Here is an 18220-nt window from a genome sequence, read left to right as displayed (position 1 = left end):
GCCGTGAAGGTTTTCCCGATACCTCGTTTGCTCGTCGTCCTGGCTCTGCTGCTATTGCCGCCGGGACTGCTGGCCGCTCAGGCGGCGACCCCGGCGCCGGTGGTGGAGTTGCGCGTCGACGGCGCGATTGGCCCGGCCAGCGCCGACTATGTGGTGCGCGGCCTGGCCCGCGCGGTGGCAGAGGGTGCGCAACTGGTGGTGCTGAGCATCGACACCCCCGGCGGTCTGGACACCTCGATGCGCGACATCATCAAGGCGATTCTCGCCAGCCCGATTCCGGTGGCCAGTTATGTCGCGCCCAGTGGCGCGCGGGCTGCCAGTGCCGGCACCTATATCCTCTATGCCAGCCATATCGCGGCGATGGCGCCGGGCACCAACCTTGGTGCGGCCACACCGGTGGCGATCGGCGGCATGCCCGGTTCGCCGCCGCAGCAGCCGGCGGGGGACAAGTCGGAGAAATCCGACAAAGACAAAGAAGGTGAAGGCGAGGCCGAGCAGGCGCCGGGCGACGCCATGAGCAAGAAGCAGATCAACGATGCCTCCGCCTATATCCGTGGCCTGGCGCAGATGCGCGGGCGCAATGCCGAATGGGCCGAGCAGGCGGTGCGCCAGGCGGTCAGCCTGGCGGCCGAAGAGGCGCTCAAGCTCAAGGTGATCGACTATGTCGCCCGCGACCTGCCCGATCTGCTCAGGCAACTGGACGGCAAAAGTTTCACCGCCGCCGGCGTCGAGGCGAAGCTGCACACCGCCGATGCCGTGGTGGTCAGCCACGCGCCCGACTGGCGCACGCGCTTGTTGGCGGTGATCACCAATCCCAGCGTGGCGCTGCTGTTGATGATGATCGGCGTCTACGGCCTGTTCTTCGAATTTTCCAACCCGGGCACCGGCGTCGGCGGCGTGCTCGGCGGCATCTGTCTGATTCTGGCGCTGTATGCCCTGCAGCTGTTGCCAGTCAACTACGCCGGCATGGCCTTGATCCTGCTCGGCATCGCCTTTATCGCCGCCGAAGCCTTCCTGCCGAGTTTCGGTGTCCTCGGCATCGGCGGGTTGGTCGCCTTCGTCTTCGGCGCCTTGATTCTGATCGACACCGATGTGCCCGGCTTCGGCATCCCCTTGGGGTTGATCGTGACCCTGGCCCTGACCAGTGGCGCCGTGATCTTCGCCATCCTCAGCATGGCCTTGCGTGCCAGGCGCCGCGCCCTGGTCGGCGGCGACAGCGAACTGATCGGCAGCCTGGCGCGGGTCCAGGCGGTGCAGCCGAGCAACCCGCTGGGCGGCTGGGTGCAACTGCAAGGAGAGAACTGGCAGGTCGTCAGCCAGGTGCCGCTGCAACCCGGCCAGCAGGTGCGGGTGCTGGCGCGCAACGGCTCGATGCTGGACGTCGCCACCACTGAAGACACACCGCCACAAGGAGACTGACATGGGTTTCGAATTGAGTTTTGCCACGCTGGCGGTGCTGCTGATGGCGCTGCTGGTTTCGGCGTTTCGCATCCTGCGCGAATACGAGCGCGGCGTGGTGTTCCAGTTGGGGCGCTTCTGGCGGGTCAAGGGACCGGGCCTGGTGATCATCATTCCGGGCATCCAGCAGATGGTGCGCGTCGACCTGCGCACCATCGTGCTCGATGTGCCGACCCAGGACGTGATCTCCCGCGACAACGTCTCGGTCAAGGTCAATGCGGTGGTCTACTTCCGCGTTCTCGACCCGGAGAAGGCGATCATCCAGGTCGAGGACTACCACGGCGCCACCAGCCAGCTGGCGCAGACCACCCTGCGCGCGGTGCTCGGCAAGCATGAGCTGGACGAGATGCTCGCCGAACGCGAACGCCTGAATATCGACATCCAGCAGGTGCTGGACGCGCAGACCGATGCCTGGGGCATCAAGGTGGCGAATGTCGAGATCAAGCACGTCGACCTCGACGAATCGATGATCCGCGCCATCGCCAAGCAGGCCGAGGCAGAGCGCGAGCGGCGGGCCAAGGTGATCCATGCCGAGGGTGAGTTGCAGGCCTCGGAAAAACTCATGCAGGCCGCCGAAATGCTCGGCCGCCAGCCCGGCGCCATGCAACTGCGCTACATGCAGACCCTGAGCAATATCGCCGGCGACAAGAGCTCGACCATCGTCTTTCCGCTGCCGATCGAACTGCTCCAGGGCATGGCCGAACTCAAGGGTAAAAGTTAGCCGGCCGGCGATCGGGCAGGGCTCGCGCAATGCGGGCACCGCCTAGTGCGGTCGAGGCTGCTGACGGAGGCTTCGATGAACACCCGCTGCGAGAGTATTCTGGCCACCATCGGCCGCACCCCGGTGATCCGCATCAACCGCCTGGCGCCGCCCGGCATCGAGCTGTACGTCAAGGCCGAAGCCTTCAACCCCATGGGCTCGGTGAAGGATCGCATGGCCCTCAGCGTGATCGAGGCGGCCGAACGCAGCGGCGCCCTGCGGCCGGGGCAGACGGTGATCGAGGCCACCAGCGGCAACACCGGCATCGGCCTGGCCATGGTCTGCGCGGTCAAGGGCTATCCGCTGGTGCTGACCATGGCCGAGAACTTCAGCATCGAGCGGCGCAAGATCCTGCGGTTTCTCGGTGCCCGGGTGGTGCTCACCCCGGCCGCGCTCAAGGGCAGCGGCATGGTCGGCAAGGCCGAGGAACTGGCGGCGGCGCATGGCTGGTTCCTGGTGCGCCAGTTCGAGAACGAGGCCAATGCCGACGCCCATACCCGCACCACCGCCCTGGAGATCCTCGAGGCCTTCGCCGATGTGTCACTCGACTACTTCGTCACCGGCTACGGCACCGGCGGCACGCTCAAGGGCACCGCGCGGGTGTTGCGCGAGCGCAGCCCGGCGACCCGCATCGTGGTCTGCGAGCCGGACAACTCGCCGCTGCTGGGCAGCGGCATCGCCCAGCTGCGTGATGCCGAGGGCCGGCCGCTGGACAGCCACCCGGCGTTCCGCCCGCACCTGATGCAGGGCTGGACCCCGGACTTCATTCCCAAGCTGACCGAGGACGCGCGCAGTCTCGGCCTGATCGACCGGATCGTGCCGATCAACGGCAACCAGGCCCTCCACTACGCCCGCCAGTTGGCGCGCCAGGAAGGCATCTTCTGCGGGCCCTCGAGCGGCGCCACCTTCGCCGGCGCCATGGCCGTGGCCGCCGATGCCGCCCCCGGCAGCCGCATCCTGTGCATGCTGCCGGATACCGGCGAGCGCTACCTGTCCACGCCGCTGTTCGAAGACATCGCCGTCGACATGAGCGAGGAGGAGCAGCAGCTGGCCTGCTCGACGCCCAACTACCGCTTCGACGTCAGCCTCGCCGCGGCCAGTGCCGCGCCGGCAGAGCCGCTCGGCGCAGAAGTCGATGTCGAGGCCGCGGCGCTGCTGGCGCAGATCCTCGCCGACCGCGAGCAGCCGCTGGTGATGTTTGCCCTGGAGTGGTGCGAGTTCTGCTGGTCGGCGCGCAAGCTGTTCAACGCCCTCGGCGTGCCCTACCGCTCGGTCGACCTGGACTCGGTCGAGTACCAGCGGGACGACCTCGGCGGCCGCCTGCGCGTGGCGCTGCAGCGCAAGAGCGGGATGCTCACCATCCCGCAGATATTCGTCGGTGGCGAACTGGTCGGCGGCTGCAGCGAGCTGTTTGGCGCCTATGCTGATGGCCGGCTGGCCACGCTGCTGCGTGCCCACGGCGTCGAACTGGCCGAGGCGCCGGCGCTCGATCCGGCCAGCCTGGCACCGGCCTGGCTGCATCCGCGCGGCTGACTGGCTGCGGACAAGCTGTCGCATTCTGCGCCGAGTGGCGGGGAAGGTGCCGTGATGCCTGAGTGAATCAGGGCTTTCCCCTGAAGCGCGGCGGATATACAGGGAGGCCCGCTCCAGCGCTCTTCTAAACTTCAAGGTACTCGGCTGGATGAAGGAGAGGATCATGCGTATCGGTGTCCCCAAAGAGCTCAAGAACCATGAGTACCGCGTCGGCCTGACTCCGCAATCGGTAGCCGAACTGACCACCCTTGGCCATCAGGTCTGGGTCGAGAGCCAGGCGGGGGCCGCCATCGGCTTCAGCGACGCCGACTACCAGGCGGCCGGCGCGCAGATCGCCGGGGACGCGGCGCAGGTGTTCGCCGAGGCGCAGCTGATCGTCAAGGTCAAGGAACCGCTGACCGCCGAGCGCGCGCGGCTGCGGCCCGAGCACACCCTGTTCACCTACCTGCACCTGGCGCCGGACCGGCCGCAGACCGACGAGCTGATGGCCAGCGGCGCCACCTGCATCGCCTACGAAACCGTCACCGACAACCACGGCCGTCTGCCGCTGCTGGCGCCGATGTCCGAGGTGGCCGGGCGCATGTCGATCCAGGCCGGCGCCAACTGCCTGGAAAAAGCCAGGGGCGGGCGCGGTGTGCTGCTCGGCGGCGTACCGGGCGTGGCGCCGGGCAAGGTGGTGATCCTCGGCGGCGGCGTGGTCGGCAGTCATGCCCTGGCCATGGCGGTGGGGCTGGGCGCCGACGTCACGGTGCTGGACAAGAGCGTCGATGCCCTGCGCCGTCTGGACAACCAGTACGCCAGCCGCATCACCACCCTCTATTCGACCCGCGCTACGCTGCGCGAGCAGATCCTCGCCGCCGACCTGGTGATCGGCGGCGTACTGATTCCCGGTGCCGCCGCGCCCAAGCTGATCAGCGCCGAGATGGTCAGGCAGATGCTGCCCGGCTCGGTGCTGGTGGATGTGGCGATCGACCAGGGTGGCTGTGCGGAAACCTCGAAAGCCACCACCCACGACAATCCGACCTATGTGGTCGACGGGGTGGTGCACTACTGCGTGGCCAACATGCCCGGTGCGGTGGCGCGCACCTCGACCCTGGCGCTGAACAACGCGACCCTGCCGTTCGTCATCGCCCTCGCCGAGAAAGGCGTGCGCCGCGCCCTGGAGGAAGACCCGCACCTGTGCAATGGCCTCAACGTGGCCAAAGGCGTGATCACCTGTGCCAGCGTCGCCGAGGCCCATGGCCTGCCCTTCCGGTCGGCGACCAGCGTGCTGGAGCATCTGCTGTAGCGCAGGCGCACGAACCCATGGCGGCGTTGCACTTCGGCTGCGAGGCTTGTGCAGCTAAAGTCGCTGCCGCGAGTGAGGTTCGGTGCCTGCAATTGACTGGACGGCCCAGGTCATTCACCCGATGCGACCGGCACATTCCCCCGAATTGCTCGTCAATCGACCCGTTGGTGACGGTCATTCGGCGCGCGGCCCTTGGTTAGGCCGGCATTTGTGCATAAAATCGCCAGCCTTTCGCAGTTCCCCTTGCAGGCGAGCCCGCTATGCCCGATTTCACCCAACGCTTTCTGTTCGACGACACCGACATTCGCGGCGAGTTGGTCGTCCTGGGCGAGAGCTACCAGCACGTGCTGGCCAAACATGACTATCCGCAGCCGGTCGCGCAATTGCTGGGCGAGCTGATGGCCGCGGCGTCCCTGCTGGTTGGTACCCTGAAGTTCGACGGCCTGCTGATTTTGCAGGCGCGCTCCTCGGGTGCGCTGCCGCTGTTGATGGTCGAATGCTCCAGCGCCGGCGAACTGCGCGGCATCGCCCGCTACCATGCCGAGCAGATCAACGCCGATGCCGGACTGGTCGAGCTGATGCCCGATGGCGTGCTGGCGATGACCATCGACCCCGCCCAGGGTCAGCGTTATCAGGGCATCGTCGACCTGGACGGCGTCACCCTGAGCGATTGCCTGTCCAAATATTTCGCCACGTCCGAGCAACTGGCTACGCGCTTCTGGCTGTGTGCCGACGGTCAGCGTGCGCGTGGCCTGCTGCTCCAGCAATTGCCTGCCGATCGTCTGAAAGATCCGGAAGAGCGCGAGGCCAGTTGGCAGCATGTGGCGACGCTGGCCGGCACCCTGACCCACGAGGAGCTGCTGGGCCTGGACAACGAAACCCTGCTGCACCGCCTCTATCACGAAGAGCCGCTACGCCTGTTCGAACCGCGCCCGCTGCAATTTCGTTGCAGCTGCTCGCGTGAACGTTCGGCCAACGCGCTGGTCAGTTTAGGTCAGGCCGATGCCGAACTGCTGCTGAGCGAGCATGCCGGGCAAGTGGTGATCGACTGCCAGTTCTGCAACCAGCGCTATGCATTCGACGCTGCCGACATCGCCCAGCTATTCGCTGGAGGCGGCAGCGCAGGGCCTGCGGATACCCTTCACTGAAAGCGATAGCGTGCGCCTATCGACCCGCTTAGCGGATCGGGTGCTGCCAAGGGACGTGCTTTCTGGCATACTCCCGCCACTTTTTTCTCGCTGTAGTAGTGTTTTCGCTTTTACTACAAAACGTTTGGAAAACTCGGCCCTTTGGCCGATGGGGACCCACATGACGCAAGCTAACAATGCCGTGTACACCGACATCAGCGCTGCACAACTGGTCGAAGAAGCCATTCGCCGCGGTGAGGGCGAGCTGGCTGCCAGTGGCGCTCTGGTTGTACGTACCGGGCACCGCACTGGTCGTTCGCCGGCTGATCGCTATATCGTGCAAGAGCCGAGCACCGAGGCAAAAATCGCCTGGGGCCCGATCAACCGTCCCTTCCCCGCCGACAAGTTCGATGCCCTGTGGGATCGTGTCGAGGCATTCAACCGGGATCAGGATCGTTTCGTTTCCCACGTCCATGTAGGTTCCGCCGAGGAGCACTACCTGCCGGTCAAGATGACCACGGCCACGGCCTGGCAGAACCTGTTCGGCCGCCAGCTGTTCATCAACCCGCCAACCTACAACCAGGCCGGCAAGGACGAGTGGAAGGTGCTCAACGTGGCCAATTTCGAGTGCGTGCCCGAGCGTGACGGCACCAACTCCGACGGCTGCGTGATCATCAACTTCGCCGCCAGGAAGGTGCTGCTGGCCGGCATGCGTTACGCCGGTGAGATGAAGAAAGCCATGTTCTCGGTGCAGAACTTCCTGCTCCCGGAAAAAGACGTGCTGCCGATGCACTGCGCCGCCAACATCGGCGAAGAGGGCGACGTGACCCTGTTCTTCGGCCTGTCCGGCACCGGCAAGACCACCCTGTCGGCCGACGAGTCGCGCTACCTGATCGGCGATGACGAGCACGGCTGGGGCGAAGGCGTGGTGTTCAACATCGAAGGCGGTTGCTATGCCAAGTGCATCGACCTGTCCGAGAAGAACGAGCCGGTGATCTGGAAAGCCATCCGGTTCGGCACCGTGCTGGAAAACGTCGTCCTCGACGAAGAGCGCGTACCGGACTTCACCGACGACAGCCTGACCCAGAACAGCCGCGCCGCCTACCCGCTGGAGTTCGTCGAGAAGCGTTCCGAGAAGAACCTCGGTGGCGAGCCGAATGCGGTGATCTTCCTGACCTGCGACCTGACCGGCGTACTGCCGCCGGTGTCGATCCTCAACGAAGAGCAGGCGGCCTACCACTTCCTCTCCGGCTACACCGCGCTGGTCGGTTCCACCGAGATGGGCAGCGGCAGCGGCATCAAGTCGACCTTCTCCACCTGCTTCGGCGCGCCGTTCTTCCCGCGTCCGGCTGGCGAGTACGCCGAACTGCTGATCAAGCGCATCCGCGGCTTCGGCTCCAAGGTCTACCTGGTCAACACCGGCTGGACCGGCGGTGGCTACGGCGTCGGCAAACGCTTCAACATCCCGACTACCCGAGGCGTGATTGCCGCGATCCAGAGCGGTGCGTTGATCGGCGCCGAGACCGAGCAACTGCCGATCATCAACCTCAGCGTGCCGACTTCGGTTCCGGGCGTCGAAACCAACCTGCTCAACCCGCGCAACACCTGGGCAGACAAGAACGCCTACGACGAAGCCGCCAAAGGCCTGGCCAAGCTGTTCATCGACAACTTCAAGAAGTTCGATGTCAGTGACGCCATCAAGCAGGCCGGCCCGCAGCTCTAAGCCGCAGCGCGTCCTGCGACAGAGCCGCCTTCGGGCGGCTTTGTCATTTCCGGGCGTCGCGCCGCCCCTGTGGGAGCGGACTTGCCCGCGAACGGCGTCCGCAGGCGAGCAGCGATGCTGGCGCTTTCGCGGCCAAGGCCCCTCCCACGGGTAGTACCGTGAACGCGCTGCCCGCCGCGCCGCGGCCCGGATGCAATCCGGGGCGCGACAATGTCCGGGATTGCATCCGGGCTACGAGGTCGCCTCGTTTTTACCGGTGGCCTGACCCACCCTCGCCGCGTTATGGTCACAGGCCATCCAGCAGTCAACGGAGTGACAGCTCATGTACACCACCCTCGAACGTGTTTTCGGTTTCCAGCAACTGCGTCCCGGTCAGGAGGCGGTGATCGGCGCCGTGCTGGCCGGGCGTTCGGCGGCGGCGATCTTTCCCACCGGTTCGGGCAAGTCGCTGTGCTACCAGCTGTCGGCGTTGCACCTGCCGCATCTGACCCTGGTGGTCTCGCCGTTGCTGGCGCTGATGCAGGATCAGCTGGTCTTTCTCGCCCGCCACGGCATCAGCGCCGCCAGCATCGACTCGGCGCAGAGCCGCGAAGAGGCCAGCGCGGTGATGGCCAGGGCCAAGTCCGGCGAACTGAAGATCCTGATGATCTCGGTCGAGCGCCTGAAGAACGAACGTTTCCGCAACTTCATCGGCCAGGTGCCGATCTCCCTGCTGGTGATCGACGAAGCCCACTGCATCTCCGAGTGGGGCCACAACTTCCGTCCCGACTACCTCAAGTTGCCCGACTACCAGCGCCAGTTCGGCATTCCCCAGGTGCTGCTGCTCACCGCCACCGCCACGCCGCCGGTGATCGCCGACATGCAGGCCAAGTTCGCCATCGCGCCGGCGGATGTGATCACCACCGGCTTCTACCGGGCCAACCTCAACCTGCTGGTCGAGCCGGTCGGCGGCGCCGACAAGCAGCGCCGGCTGGTCGAGTGGCTGGGGGCCAAGGCCGGGCAACCGAGCATCGTCTACGTCACCCAGCAGAAGACCGCCGAGCAGGTCGCCGAACGCCTCAGCCAGCGTGGCATCGCCGCCAGCGCCTACCACGCCGGCATGGCCCATGAGGCGCGCGAGGCGATCCAGCGCCGCTTCATGGGCGGGCAGATCAACTGCATCGTCGCCACCATTGCCTTCGGCATGGGCATCGACAAGAGCGACATCCGCAACGTGGTGCACTTCGACCTGCCCAAGTCGATCGAGAACTACAGCCAGGAGATCGGCCGTGCCGGGCGCGACGGCCAGCCCTCCGACTGCCTGGTGCTGGCCAACCGCGACAGCCTCAACGTGCTGGAAAACTTCGTCTATGGCGACACGCCCGAGCAGGGCGGCATCCGCTGCGTGCTCGACGAGCTGCTGGCCAGCAGCCAGGACGGGCAGTGGGAACTGCTGCTGAATGCCCTGTCCGAGCAGAGCAACATTCGCCAACTGCCGCTGAAAACCCTGTTGGTGCAGTTGGAGCTGCGCGGCATCATCGCCCCGCGCTACGCCTACTTCGCCGAATACCGCTTCAAGCACCTGCTCGAACCCGAGGCCCTGCTGGCCAAGTTCGACGGCGAACGGCGGCAGTTCGTCGAGGCCATCCTCGACAGCTCGCAACGCGCCCGTACCTGGTGCACCCTGGATTTCGACACCCTCTACCAGCAGCACCAGGCCGAGCGCGGGCGGGTGGTCAAGGCGCTGGACTACTTCCAGGAAAAGGGCTGGATCGAGCTGGAAAGCAAACAGATGACCGAGGTCTATGCGTTGCTCGATGCCGGCTTCGACCCCGAGTCGCTGAGCGCCGAGCTGCATGGCTACTTCAAGCAGCAGGAACGCAGCGAAATCACCCGCATCCACGCCATGCTCGAGCTGTTTGCCACCGGGCACTGCCTGAGTCAGCGCCTGGCCGCCTACTTCGGCGACCGCCAGGCCCCCGAGCGCTGCGGCCACTGTTCGGTGTGTCACGGCCAGATCGCCCACCTGCCGGAGCCGCCACTGCTGCCCGCATTGGCCGAACATGAGCTGCAACGCCTGTGCGGCAGCTTTATCCAGCGCCACGCCGAGTTGAAAGGCAGTACCCCGAGCGCCGAATGCCTGACCCGCTTCCTCTGCGGCATCAGCGTGCCGCTGTTCACCAAGCTCAAGGCGCGCAGCCTTGCCGGCTTCGCCGCGCTGGACAGCTACCCCTACGCCGACGTGCGCGCCTGGGCCGAGCAGCAACTGGCCGCGCACTGACACCGCGAGCAAACCCGCCGCGGCGCAAATGCCGCCAGATGCGGCGCAAGCAGCTGGTGCGCACAGCGCACCCTACCTAACCGCACAGGCCAGCGTCAGATTGACTGCTCAAGGTCTGCTGCGCGGCCTCAACATCAGGGCCCCAACGCCATACTCACGTAGGGTGCGCTGTGCGCACCGCTGGCAACACGCGGCTGTGCTGCGCAGGGCACAGCCTACTTGGCTATGGCGTCGCGTCAGGGGGAAGGTTGGGCGGCATCCCCGAGCACGATCATGACCGCGCACGACACATTTCATCCCGATGCTTGATCGGGATGAAATGCGTCGGGAAAGGGGGAAGATCAGAACCGAGGCGGCGCTGGTGAGGGTCAGCAGCCGTCTCGGGATTTTTCTGCTTCACGCCCCATGCGGGGCGCTGGATCTGTGTCGCTGACCGCCTGGACGAGTGCCAGGATGCTGCGTTGGGTCGTCATGCTCTGCAGTTGATCGGATCTTCGTTAGCGCTATGGCTATCTATCCTGACCCATGGTCCGGTTATGCCGTTCTACTGTTTCGCCTTGTACGATTTGCCCAAGCGCGAGCTGCGGCGTTACGCGCTAAGCGCGGAGTTGGATTGCCATCATGTGTTGTTGACCTGCACCCACGGCCGGACGTTTCGACTCCATGGTTACACGTGCATTCTGTGCTTTGGCCCTGTGGCCAGCGCGCAGAATCACGCGGGTGCTGATTGGGGGACAAGTGATACTGCGTGTCGTCATTCGCTTAAGCCCTCCTTGTTGCTGTCCTGAGTCATAAGGTAGTCCGATTCATCGCGAGTGGTTTAGTACGAGTAGCGATAAAACCTGAGGCTTCAGGAATTAACGCGCATAAACCCCGGCAACAGCCCCGTATTCTCAGGGCCTGGCCGGTTGGCCCTGTCGAGAATCCAGTTTGTGCCCGCTACTGGATTGGCTTTCTGCGCCAGCAGGTCCGCCAGGCACGCGGAGAGCTTGTGAAAAAACTCTCGCCTACTGCGGCCGCCTCCAAACGCCCGCTGCGGCGTTGCGCTACGTGAAAAGCAGGGTCATTTAGCTCACTAAACTCCCCTACTTTTCACGTAGCGCGCCTTGCCGCGAACGCCTGGAGGCGCTCTCGCTACGGCGCTCGATATTTTCAAAAGCTCTGAGCTCTGCGCAATCCGAGATGGCGCGATGAGGGTCCAGCCCACCCTCACGTTGCGCGCTTCCAGGCATTTGGGAGTCGACTACAGACATCCGTGCCGGCGCCAGAGGCTCTAGGTTAGACGGGTGTTATTTCAGCCGAACCACTTGGAGCAGACATGCCTAACCCGATCACCGTTCTCCGCGATACCGCCCCCATGCCCATGCTCGACGCCTGCAAATGGGAGAAGCTTGCCGGCGACCCGCACACCGTCAATCTCAACGCCTACACCTCGGAAGACGGCAGCAAGATCATGGGCACTTGGATCTGTACCCCCGGCAAATGGCGGGTCGCCTACGAGAAATGGGAGTACTGCCACTTCCAGGAAGGCTACTGCATCATCACCCCGGACGGTCAGGCGCCGATCCACCTCAAGGCCGGCGATATCTTCATCGTCGAACCGGGCATGCGCGGCACCTGGGAAGTGGTCGAGACGGTGCGCAAGTACTTCGTCTTCGCCTGACAACGCCTTTTCGGGACCTGTAGGACCACGGCAAGCTGGCTGCTACGGGGTGGCATCCGCGCTACCCGGTCCGTGAGGAGGCACCCCCGACGCTTCCTCATCCGCCAGCCGCTGCAGGTAGATGGCGAAATCCGGGTCTTCCCCGCGCAGCAGTTGTGGCAGCCGTTCGCGGAAGTCCTCGCGCCGGCTCCACTCGCGCATGTAGTCCTCCCAGGAATGCCAGCGACGCTGTTTCTTCTCGTCCATGTCGGGCGCGTAGACCAGCAGATAGGCGCGCTCGAACAGCGAGATGAGCATGTCGAAGATCAGCAACATGCGTTCGCGCTGTTCATCGGTCAGATCCGGGGTGGCGAGCTGGCTGCGCAGCTTCAGGTCCGGGTTGGCCAGCACCACCTCGAGGAAGTCGATATAGGCATCGGAGATCTGCTGCCAGGTGGCTTCCTGTTCATTCGCGCGCTCCTTGCGCTGTTCGACGAGGAACACGCCGATCGCGAAGGGCAAGGCCACCACCGTGACGATGTAGGACAGCAGTTCCCAGGTTTCAAGTGTCATATCCACGCCCTTGAGTAATGGCCGCTAGAGCAAGCAAAGCTCATTTTTTCGCCGCGGGCCGGTGCCAATCGCCCACGCCCACCCGGCAATGTACGACCAACGGCAATACCGCGGGTCGATCGCTGGCTAAGCTTAGGTGGCGGGCCGAGTTGGCCGCACAAGTGCTGTCTTTCGCCCACGCAGCAGTATTTCTCGAACAGCATCGCGTTCATACAGGCAGTCTTCAGGTCAAACGCTGAGGCAAGGGAGACAGGGAATGTTGTGCTACAGCGCGTCGTGTGCAACCTGAAAGTGGATGCCTTCGGCAAATTGATGGACGGTCCCAGGCGGCGGTTCAGGCAATTTGACGGCTAGGGGTTCGCATCATGTTCACGCGGCGTACATTCTTGAAATACACCGGCGGCAGCGCTCTTACCCTGTATGCATTCGACAGGTTCGGCGTGCCCGTCGCCCTCGCCCAGATTCCCGGTGGCTCACTCGATCCGGGTGTGGTGCCCAAGTTCCAGACCCCGCTGCTGATTCCGCCGGTGATGCCCAAGGTCGGGCGCGTCGTCATGCGTGGCGGCAAGCAGGTCGACTACTACGAGATCTCGGTCAAGCAATTCGCCCAGCAGATTCTCCCGGCCGGCCTGCCGGCCACCACAGTCTGGGGCTACGGCGCGGTGTCATCGGCGCGCCGGCAAGGCCTGCTGCTGCACAATGCGCCGTCGCTGACCATCGAGGCCAAGTGGAACACCCCGGTGCGGGTGAAGTGGATCAACGACCTCACGGACGATGCCGGCAACTACCTGCCGCACCTGCTGCCGGTGGACCCGACCCTGCACTGGGCCAACCCACCCGGCGGCCTTGGCGGGCGCGACATGCGCCCGACCTTCACCAGCACGCCCGCGCCCTACACCGGGCCGGTGCCCATCGTCACCCATGTGCATGGTGCAGTCGGCGTCGGTGACGAGAGCGACGGCTATGCCGAAGCCTGGTACCTCCCCGCTGCCAGCAACATTCCGCCGGATTACGCCCATGAAGGCCGCTGGTACGACTTCTTCGCCGGCAAGGCCGAGGCCGGCTTTGGCGCCACCTGGGGGCCGGGTTTTGCCACCTTCCAGTACCCGAACCTCAACCGCGCCTCGACCATCTGGTATCACGACCACACCTTGGGCATGACCCGGCTGAATGTCTACGCCGGGCCGGCCGGTTTCTATCTCCTGCGTGGCGGCCCAGGTGGCGACAAGGCGGTGCTCGACAGCCGCTTCGGCAGCAGCGCCGTGCTGCCGGGGCCGGCGCCGCGGGAGGGCGACCGCTTCCCACCGAACAAGACCTACTACGAGATCCCCATCGCCATCCAGGATCGCTCGTTCAACAGCGACGGCTCGCTGTTCTACCCCGATTCCCGCGAATTCTTCGACGACATCGCCGGCCCCTTCATCCCCGACACCGACATCGCGCCGGCCTGGAATCCCGAGTTCTTCGGCAACATGCTGATGGTCAACGGCAACACCTGGCCCTTCCATACCGTCGCCCAGGCGCGCTATCGCCTGCGCGTGCTCAACGGCTGCCAGTCGCGTTTCCTGATCCTCGAGTTCGGCAATATTCCCGGGGTGGAGGTCTGGCAGATCGGCAACGATGGCGGCTTCCTCGCCGCACCGGTCAACCTCAGCGCCGACCACGCCAACCGTCTGCTGATGGGCCCGGCCGAACGGGCCGACCTGATCGTCGATTTCAGCCAGGTGCCAGTGGGCAATTACGTGCTGGGCAATGTCGGCCCGGACGAGCCCTTCAGCGGCGGCGTACCGGATGGCGATTTCGATATAGCCGACCCGGCGTCCACCGGTCAGGTCCTGGAGTTCCGCGTGGTGCCGGCCGTGGCCGCCGATCCGAGTACGCCGCCGCAGTTCCTGCAGTTGCCGACGCTCGCCCCGCTGCCGGCGGCGAGCGTCACCCGTCGCCTGGTCCTGATCGAAGAGATGTCGGCCTTTTTCGACGATGCCCCGGCCGAAGCATTGCTGGGGACCCTGGCCGGCGACCCCGCCGAGGCGCCGGCGCAGTGGAGCAAACACCTGTGGATGGACCCGGTGACCGAGAACCCGGCCGTGGGCGCGACCGAGGTCTGGGAACTGTACAACGCCACCGGCGACGCCCACCCGATGCACATCCATGAGGTGGTGTTCGAGGTCATCGACCGGCAGGACATCCTCGTCGACGAGGATGAACAACAGGTGCAGCTAGCTCCCGGCTCCGTGCCCACTCCAGCCGAGCCCTGGGAGACCGGCTTCAAGGACACCGTCATCGCCTATCCCGGCCAGGTCACCCGAGTGCGCATGCGTTTCCCCGCTGCGGGCCAGTTCGTCTGGCACTGCCACATCGTCGAACACGAGGACAACGAGATGATGCGGCCATTGCGCATCGGCCCCCTGCAGCCGGGGCAACCGGACTAGCCGCGTGCCGGTCAGGGCATCGGCCTGCGGCAGACGCCCGCTGAACCCATACCCGGCGCCCGATCCTGGCGCCGGGCCTGCTTGCGTCCGCGTCATCCCCGGCATCATTTGGCCCGCCGTGCAGGCGATAGGGGTTGCCTTCCATGCTGGCCATCGTCATAAATGTTCTGTGGCAATCTGAAGGAGCGAACTCAGAACACCCCCTGTAGACTCGGGGCAATACAGGGCTGCGCATACGCAGCAGCAACATCGCAGATTGTGGTCTTTGTCAGCGCCGCAACGACAAAGTCCGGAACCTCGACGGTATGCCGGCCCTCGAAGGTACAGACCCGTCAGAAGCGAGGAATACCATGCAAATTCATGTGAGAAGCAACCATATCGAAGGAAGTGTCCGGCTTCAGGAGTGGGTAAGCGCAACAGTCACCGAGCGGCTGGACCGTTTTGAAGATTTTCTCACTCGGGTTGAAGTTCATCTCAGCGACGAAAACGGCAACAAGGCCGGTGCCGACGACAAGCGCTGCCAGATCGAAGCACGGCCAAAGGGCCACCAATCCATTTCAGTCACCCACAAGGCCTCATCGCTCGATCAGGCTGTGGACGGCGCCACCGAAAAAATGCGCCATGCCCTCGATCACATGGTCGGCAAGCTTGAGATAAAAGCCGTATCCACCGGCCACATCGACGACCCACGCCTGAGCGAAGAACCCGAGCAAGTCACCGAGGCCCTGCTGCAGGAAGAATTCCTGGCCAAGGAAGAAGCCCTGAGCCGGGCTTAAGGCGCTCACATTCGTTGAGTCCTGAGTGATTGCCACAAGGGCTTGCCATGCATGCATGGCAAGCCCTTTAAGGTGGCGCAAGCCATACCGCAATCCGCCAAACCAGCCCCTAGCCACGCCCCTGATCCGCCGCCGACTGCCCGTCCGGATGATTCCGTGCCGCTGTGGGATATTGCCCACCCGTCTTCGCCGATGGTGTTTCGCCCACAGCATCCCTTCCCTTGACCAGGAGTGAGCCTCTCTCATCCCGCGCCGCGCAGTAAGAAAACAATCCCTTACTGCGCGGCCTCGAGAATGGATCGTGGCGAACGCCTATCCCTTGGGCGCCGGTGCCTGTCTGAAGGTCAGCGCAACCCCCAGCAGAATGACCGCCATGCCGACAATGCTCAGCTTGGACAGCAAATTGCCCAGGAACAGATAATCCATTGCCGCCGTCACGGCTGGCACCAGATAGAACAGGCTGGTGACATTGACCAGGTTGCCGGAGTGGATCATCCGATACAGAAGCAGCTGGGCGACGACCGAGATGATCAGTCCCAGCCAAAGCGCAGGGCCGAAGAAGCCCAGGGATTTCTCGAACTCGACGGGTTGGAAGGGCGCGAATAGCAGACACGCCACCAGCGTGACCGCGTATTGCAACGGCAGCACCTCGGTCGGCGATTGTTGTACCCGCTTCTGCAAAATGGCACCCGATGTCATGCAGGCCAATGCTCCCAGGGCGAATAGCATGCCGACGGGCGCGAAGCGCGACACGACCAGACTCTGATACACCACCAGCACCAAGCCGCCCAGCGCAACCAGCAAGCCGCCGAGACGCAGCGCACTGAAGCGCCGCTCAACCAGCAGTAGCGTCAAGATGGGCTGAATTCCCAGCAGGGTGGCGATCAGGCCCGGGGTAATGCCAAAGGTCATGGCCTGGAAGTAGCAAATGGTGTAACTGCCAATCAGCAACAGACCCGTTGCGGCAACTTGCCGGCGAGTCCCCCGTACCGGCAACCAGCCGCCCCGGCTCAAGCCCAGCATGAGCAGCACGCCGAAGGCGATGCTGAAGCGGACAAACAGCAGGGCAAAGGTGGAGCCGTGATCCAGCCCCCAGCGCGTGACAATGGCAGCACTTCCCCAGAGCAATACGAAGAGCACCATGGCCCCGTGCGAGGCCAGTGTAGATTTGTTCAAGGTCATGATTGATTCACCTGTCAAAAGCCAACAGGCTCCAGCGACCTAGCCAGCGCACAGGCGCAGGAATAACGGTTGGGGTTTACGCTGGAGCTGTGAAACCGGGCTGAAATCAGCCGCGGATGACGGCGGACGGCGGCGGGCAAGCGCCTGCCGGTACGCCATCAACGACAGATGGGGTATGCGGGGGGTAGGTTGCGCGCACGCAGACACCGACGGCGTTAGCCGGTGTCGAAACAAATGAAATGCGTGCCACGAAATCGGGGGTCATGAGAACCTTATCCATTACCGGTTAGGGCAATTGCGGATGCAATTTAGCATGCCCCGAAGCGGCACGTCACGCAGGTGCCGGAGAACGCTGAAGGCTTGACTCGGGTTGTCCGCACTTGGGCTATTCAAGGCAGCCGGTATCGGTGAGATGCGGCCTCCGGCCAGTCACGAACTGCGCAATCGTTGTGCCTCTCCACGCCGTTAAATGCCGTTTTGAAGAAACACTTCCTTGGCCACCGTCAAGCCATTCAGCGCAGCCGGAAAGCCGGCATAGACCGCCATCTGCATAATGGTCTCGACTATCTCCTCGCGGGAAACCCCGACATTCAAGGCGCCCTGAATATGCACCTTGAGTTGAGGCGCTGCGTTGCCCATTGCCGTGAGTGCTGCAACCACTGCGATTTCTCGGCTTTTAAGATCCAGACCTGGGCGGCAATAGATGTCACCAAAGGGGAACTCGATCAGGTAGCGAGCAAAGTCTGGCGCGATATCACTCAGGCTATCCAGCACGCGCTCTCCGGCTTCACCATCAATTTCGCGAAGCTTTGCCAGGCCGCGTTCGTAGCGATTTTCCTTGTTCATCAGTGCACCCTTCATTCGAGTTTGAGCATGGCGCCAGGGAGCGCTCGAGCGAGTGGTAATGCTCGATCTTGGCGTGCAGCGCTTCAGCGGATTGCTGCATCGCTTCGATCCTTGCCTGCACGTCGGTCAAATGCTCTTCCAGCATCTGGCGGCGATCCGGCACTGTCGAGTCCCCAGCGTCGCGAAGTTTTGCGAACGCCTGCATCTTGCCGATAGGCATGTTGGTCGTGCGCAAACGCAACAGGAATTCCAGCCAAGCCATATCCGTTGCCGAATAGCGACGCTGACCGCCAGCTGCGCGCGTGACCGCAGCAATCAGTCCGATACGCTCGTAATAGCGCAAGGTGTAAGCCGTGAGGCCCGTGCGCTTGGCGACTTCATCAATAGTCAGATGGGATTCCATAAACTCGATCCTAAAAGTTAGAGTGCACTCTAAGTCAACAACTTTATGAATAGCACAGACGCACCGCAAAGCGCGCTTGTGCATTGCCGGCGGATGTTTTGGTCTGAGGGCATGGATGGGGCTGGAGAAGTAATCGATAGCTGCGGTGCGGGGGCCGCTTCCGACCCGACCCGAAGCGGACTGTGACGACATGTCCACTCCTGGCCGACGCAGCCAA

The 18220-nt window shown here is 64.1% G+C and carries 14 protein-coding genes; 10 read left to right on the top strand and 4 right to left on the bottom strand.

Annotated features, from left to right (window positions below):
• The first annotated feature begins 27 nt into the window (after positions 1-27).
• The 8 genes from G9C89_RS17970 (at position 28) to G9C89_RS17935 (ending at position 11812) form a co-directional block, all read left to right on the top strand.
• A complete protein-coding gene (locus G9C89_RS17970; RefSeq protein WP_178115610.1) occupies positions 28-1419 on the top strand; it encodes an NfeD family protein in 1392 nt (463 codons plus the stop codon).
• Between the two features lies 1 nt (position 1420).
• The gene (locus tag G9C89_RS17965) at positions 1421-2179 is read left to right on the top strand and encodes a slipin family protein (protein WP_090501962.1); all 759 of its coding nucleotides are present in this window, start codon (positions 1421-1423) and stop codon (positions 2177-2179) included.
• 75 nt (positions 2180-2254) lie between these two features.
• Positions 2255-3751, top strand: coding sequence for a pyridoxal-phosphate dependent enzyme (locus G9C89_RS17960; RefSeq protein WP_172150558.1), 1497 nt, complete (start codon positions 2255-2257; stop codon positions 3749-3751).
• A gap of 163 nt (positions 3752-3914) precedes the next feature.
• Positions 3915-5039 (top strand): alanine dehydrogenase, encoded by a 1125-nt coding sequence (gene ald, locus G9C89_RS17955; RefSeq protein WP_172150556.1) that lies wholly within the window; start codon positions 3915-3917, stop codon positions 5037-5039.
• Positions 5040-5299: 260 nt separating this feature from the next.
• Positions 5300-6187 carry an Hsp33 family molecular chaperone HslO gene (gene hslO, locus G9C89_RS17950; protein WP_172150554.1) on the top strand — a complete coding sequence of 296 codons (888 nt, stop codon included), beginning with the start codon at positions 5300-5302 and terminating at the stop codon, positions 6185-6187.
• A gap of 160 nt (positions 6188-6347) precedes the next feature.
• Complete coding sequence (locus tag G9C89_RS17945; protein ID WP_172150552.1) at positions 6348-7889, top strand: phosphoenolpyruvate carboxykinase; 1542 nt, start codon at positions 6348-6350, stop codon at positions 7887-7889.
• Between the two features lie 322 nt (positions 7890-8211).
• The gene (locus tag G9C89_RS17940; RefSeq protein WP_172150550.1) at positions 8212-10149 is read left to right on the top strand and encodes a RecQ family ATP-dependent DNA helicase; all 1938 of its coding nucleotides are present in this window, start codon (positions 8212-8214) and stop codon (positions 10147-10149) included.
• Positions 10150-11467: 1318 nt separating this feature from the next.
• The gene (locus tag G9C89_RS17935; RefSeq protein WP_172150548.1) at positions 11468-11812 is read left to right on the top strand and encodes a cupin domain-containing protein; all 345 of its coding nucleotides are present in this window, start codon (positions 11468-11470) and stop codon (positions 11810-11812) included.
• Between the two features lie 42 nt (positions 11813-11854).
• Here G9C89_RS17935 and G9C89_RS17930 read toward each other — a convergent pair whose 3' ends face one another.
• Positions 11855-12364, bottom strand: a complete 510-nt coding sequence (locus G9C89_RS17930; RefSeq protein ID WP_172150546.1) for a hypothetical protein — start codon at positions 12362-12364, stop codon at positions 11855-11857.
• Between the two features lie 386 nt (positions 12365-12750).
• Here G9C89_RS17930 and G9C89_RS17925 point away from each other — a divergent pair, with 386 nt between their 5' ends.
• Together G9C89_RS17925 and G9C89_RS17920 are read left to right on the top strand one after the other, a co-directional pair.
• Positions 12751-14796, top strand: coding sequence for a multicopper oxidase family protein (locus G9C89_RS17925; RefSeq protein WP_218575947.1), 2046 nt, complete (start codon positions 12751-12753; stop codon positions 14794-14796).
• 350 nt (positions 14797-15146) lie between these two features.
• Positions 15147-15572: an HPF/RaiA family ribosome-associated protein gene (locus G9C89_RS17920; protein WP_172150533.1), complete on the top strand. Its 426-nt coding sequence runs from the start codon at positions 15147-15149 to the stop codon at positions 15570-15572.
• A 312-nt stretch (positions 15573-15884) separates the two neighbouring features.
• Here the strand turns inward: G9C89_RS17920 and G9C89_RS17915 are convergent, their stop codons facing one another.
• The 3 genes from G9C89_RS17915 to G9C89_RS17905 form a co-directional block, all read right to left on the bottom strand.
• Positions 15885-16754, bottom strand: a complete 870-nt coding sequence (locus G9C89_RS17915; protein WP_172150531.1) for a DMT family transporter — start codon at positions 16752-16754, stop codon at positions 15885-15887.
• A 465-nt stretch (positions 16755-17219) separates the two neighbouring features.
• Positions 17220-17600 (bottom strand): carboxymuconolactone decarboxylase family protein, encoded by a 381-nt coding sequence (locus tag G9C89_RS17910; RefSeq protein WP_172150529.1) that lies wholly within the window; start codon positions 17598-17600, stop codon positions 17220-17222.
• Entirely contained in the window at positions 17548-18003 is a 456-nt protein-coding gene (locus tag G9C89_RS17905; protein WP_172150527.1) for a MerR family transcriptional regulator, read from the bottom strand. The genes G9C89_RS17910 and G9C89_RS17905 overlap by 53 nt, the downstream gene beginning before the upstream one ends.
• Positions 18004-18220 lie beyond the last annotated feature (217 nt).

The sequence above is a fragment of the Pseudomonas tumuqii genome, assembly GCF_013184545.1.
GTDB classification, from domain to species: domain Bacteria; phylum Pseudomonadota; class Gammaproteobacteria; order Pseudomonadales; family Pseudomonadaceae; genus Aquipseudomonas; species Aquipseudomonas tumuqii.
The sequence above is the reverse complement of the archived record's forward strand: the minus strand, read 5'-3'. Positions and strand labels throughout refer to the sequence as shown.

Excerpts from the sequence above, each read along its gene's own strand:
- G9C89_RS17930 (WP_172150546.1), bottom strand. The coding sequence starts at position 12,364 with ATGACACTTGAAACCTGGGAACTGCTGTCCTACATCGTCACGGTGGTG.
- G9C89_RS17910 (WP_172150529.1), bottom strand. The coding sequence starts at position 17,600 with ATGAACAAGGAAAATCGCTACGAACGCGGCCTGGCAAAGCTTCGCGAA.
- G9C89_RS17965 (WP_090501962.1), top strand. The coding sequence starts at position 1,421 with ATGGGTTTCGAATTGAGTTTTGCCACGCTGGCGGTGCTGCTGATGGCG.
- hslO (WP_172150554.1), top strand. The coding sequence starts at position 5,300 with ATGCCCGATTTCACCCAACGCTTTCTGTTCGACGACACCGACATTCGC.
- G9C89_RS17940 (WP_172150550.1), top strand. The coding sequence starts at position 8,212 with ATGTACACCACCCTCGAACGTGTTTTCGGTTTCCAGCAACTGCGTCCC.
- ald (WP_172150556.1), top strand. The coding sequence starts at position 3,915 with ATGCGTATCGGTGTCCCCAAAGAGCTCAAGAACCATGAGTACCGCGTC.
- G9C89_RS17935 (WP_172150548.1), top strand. The coding sequence starts at position 11,468 with ATGCCTAACCCGATCACCGTTCTCCGCGATACCGCCCCCATGCCCATG.
- G9C89_RS17905 (WP_172150527.1), bottom strand. The coding sequence starts at position 18,003 with ATGGAATCCCATCTGACTATTGATGAAGTCGCCAAGCGCACGGGCCTC.
- G9C89_RS17920 (WP_172150533.1), top strand. The coding sequence starts at position 15,147 with ATGCAAATTCATGTGAGAAGCAACCATATCGAAGGAAGTGTCCGGCTT.
- G9C89_RS17960 (WP_172150558.1), top strand. The coding sequence starts at position 2,255 with ATGAACACCCGCTGCGAGAGTATTCTGGCCACCATCGGCCGCACCCCG.
- G9C89_RS17945 (WP_172150552.1), top strand. The coding sequence starts at position 6,348 with ATGACGCAAGCTAACAATGCCGTGTACACCGACATCAGCGCTGCACAA.
- G9C89_RS17915 (WP_172150531.1), bottom strand. The coding sequence starts at position 16,754 with ATGACCTTGAACAAATCTACACTGGCCTCGCACGGGGCCATGGTGCTC.